This window comes from Enterococcus hailinensis (assembly GCF_045862035.1).
Taxonomy (GTDB): Bacteria; Bacillota; Bacilli; order Lactobacillales; family Enterococcaceae; genus Enterococcus_A; species Enterococcus_A hailinensis.
Genome location: NZ_BAAFRV010000047.1, coordinates 1 through 2,013, shown reverse-complemented (window position 1 = coordinate 2,013; position 2,013 = coordinate 1). Strand labels below are relative to the sequence as shown.

Below are 2,013 nucleotides of genomic sequence, written 5' to 3'. Positions count from 1 at the left end.
ATACTCAGAAAAAATTTTTAAAAATTCTTCCGTTTCTTCTACAGTTAAGTAGTCAATTTCAAAATACTTTTCTAACAAAGCACCTTTTTCAATTAGACGCTTTGTTCTTCTTTTTCTGTTAATATTTTGCTCGCTATTCGCTCGCAAAATATTTTTTTGAATTTTTAGTTTTTCTATTCTTTTGTTGATGTCATTTAAATCATTATTTGCCATAACTATTTAAGTAATTCAGAAAAATTTTGACTATTCGCATTTAATAAAGTTTCTAATTCGTCATAGAATAATTCTTTGTTTTCTTCAATCGATTCAATAGAAATATCATTTTTTGAAAGAGTAGAAAGGACAAAATCACCAATATCTGCTTTTGATTTCAGAATTAATTCTTCTTTTTTCTTTTGTAATTCTTTAATTTGAAGTTCAATATCAGAAACAGTTTTTTTCTTTCTCTTTTTTGGTTTTGTTTTTGGAATGATTTGCTCATTTTCTGTCTTGATGTTTTGATCTTGGTTTTCCATAAAATATCCCTCCTGATAATTTGTATATGTCTATCATATTATATTATATTTCTAAAATCAATAAATATAAACGGAAATGTCAGGTTAAACATAGTTACTTTTTCATTGATAAGTGGTAAAATTAATTTATAGAGAATTCCCTTAGATGTTTTACTAAGAGCGCACTTACACCCACTAACTTACGTTTGTGGTTAATATGCTATAAAACGTAACATTCGTTCAGTTTTATCGTCAAGCGTGTTTGTTAAAATTTGCTACGCTCATGTTTGAAAAGAAAGAGAGGTGATACAATTGGCAATCTTCCATTTATCTATGACAATAGCAAAAAGAGAAGGCGGAAAAAGAAGTTTAATTGCAATGGCTTCTTATCGAAGCGGTGAAAAATTGTATAGTGAACTATACGAAAAAACTAATCTATACAACCATAGAAATGTTAAACCAGAAGCTTTTATTTTAAAACCTGATTATGTTCCTAATGAGTATTTAGATAGACAGACATTGTGGAATAAAATGGAATTATCTGAAAAGCAACCTAATGCTAGACTGTGTAGAGAATTAAATGTAGCATTGCCAATTGAATTAAATAATTCAGACCAAAGAATGTTGATTGAAGATTTTGTAAAAGATAACTTTGTCAGTGAAGGAATGATTGCAGATGTAGCCATTCATAGAGATGATGAAAACAATCCTCATGCTCATATCATGTTAACAATGAGAGAAGTAGATAGTGAAGGTAATATTCTAAATAAAAGAAAAAGAATACCTAAACTAGATGAAAATGGTAATCAGATTTTTAACGAAAAAGGGCAAAGAGTAACCGTTTCAATTAAAACAAATGATTGGGATAGAAAATCTCTTGTTTCCGACATTCGTAAAGATTGGGCTGATAAAGTCAACCAATATTTAAAAGATAGAAATATCGATCAACAAATAACAGAAAAATCTCATGCGGAACTTGGAAAAAAAGAACTACCAACAATTCACGAAGGATTTTACTCAAAAAAATTAGAAGATAAAGGAGTTATAAGCGAGTTAAAAAGAAAAAATTTAGAAATTCAAAGTTACAATGATGTTTTAAGCGAACTTGATAAACTTGAAAATCAAGAAAAAGTATTAAAACAAGACCAAAACTTTACTTTAAAATTTGAAAAAACATTTTCACCTTTAGAGAAAAAGGAATTGAAAAACCTTTCGAAAGAATTAAAAATATTTGTCAATGATGAAAATATTGACAAAAGAATTAGTGAATTAAAGAGGTGGGAAAATTCACTTATCTTTAATAATAAAATGGAAATTCAAAAACAACGTTTGATGTTAAGTAAAATTATTAGTGAACGAGATATGCTTACAAAGGCAAATGAAATTTTAGACAAACAAGCAGAAAGATTCTTCAAAAAATCTTATCCAAGTTTGAATATTGACAAATTTTCAAATCACGAAGTTAGAGCAATGGTTAATGAAACCATATTTAGAAAACAGTTATTGAATAAAGATCAGT

3 protein-coding genes are annotated in these 2,013 nt (G+C 27.5%); 1 reads left to right on the top strand and 2 read right to left on the bottom strand.

The annotated features are described in order from the left end of the window. Together ACKTSC_RS13345 and ACKTSC_RS13340 are read right to left on the bottom strand one after the other, a co-directional pair. Positions 1-213, bottom strand: a 213-nt coding sequence (locus ACKTSC_RS13345) for a hypothetical protein (protein WP_407857826.1), incomplete at its 3' end; no start/stop codon positions are given. A 2-nt stretch (positions 214-215) separates the two neighbouring features. Next, positions 216-515 carry a hypothetical protein gene (locus ACKTSC_RS13340; protein WP_002325624.1) on the bottom strand — a complete coding sequence of 100 codons (300 nt, stop codon included), beginning with the start codon at positions 513-515 and terminating at the stop codon, positions 216-218. 291 nt (positions 516-806) lie between these two features. On the opposite strand from ACKTSC_RS13340, the gene mobQ reads away from it, so the two are divergent. Further along, positions 807-2,013: MobQ family relaxase (mobQ, locus tag ACKTSC_RS13335; RefSeq protein WP_407857825.1), on the top strand; the 1,207-nt coding region annotated here is incomplete at its 3' end.